The sequence below is a fragment of the Chromobacterium alkanivorans genome, from assembly GCF_016937655.1.
Taxonomy (GTDB): Bacteria; Pseudomonadota; Gammaproteobacteria; order Burkholderiales; family Chromobacteriaceae; genus Chromobacterium; species Chromobacterium alkanivorans.
This window is the reverse complement of sequence record NZ_JAFHKL010000049.1, coordinates 1-402: the sequence shown is the minus strand read 5'-3', so window position 1 is coordinate 402 and position 402 is coordinate 1. Positions and strand designations below refer to the sequence as shown.

Annotated in this window: 2 tRNA genes; both read right to left on the bottom strand. The window is 52.2% G+C overall.

What is annotated here, in order from left to right:
* Positions 1-64 precede the first annotated feature (64 nt).
* A tRNA-Ala gene (locus JW897_RS24150) sits at positions 65-140 on the bottom strand.
* Between the two features lie 117 nt (positions 141-257).
* Positions 258-334, bottom strand: a tRNA-Ile gene (locus JW897_RS24145).
* Positions 335-402 lie beyond the last annotated feature (68 nt).

The window sequence follows — 402 nt, the reverse complement described above, 5'->3', positions numbered from 1 at the left end:
GGGCGTTAAAAATACAACGCAAACACAATCAAGCTGTTTTGCAAACTCGCTTGTGTTTGAGTTGTGGTGGAGGATGACGGGATCGAACCGACGACCCCCTGCTTGCAAAGCAGGTGCTCTCCCAACTGAGCTAATCCCCCTCTAAACCTGAAATGCAGCGTTGAAACGCGCCTCGTGTGCATCAGCACACGTCGCCGCCTTTCGCTTTGCCTTTCAGCTTTATTCGTGCGGCCGGATCGCTCCGACAACAGAAATTCTGGTGGGTCTGGTTGGACTCGAACCAACGACCCCCGCCTTATCAAGACGGTGCTCTAACCAGCTGAGCTACAAACCCATTTCATGTTCAGCCATCGCTGGCTGACGCCCTTAACTACAAATAACCGATAGGCTGTAAGTACTCGA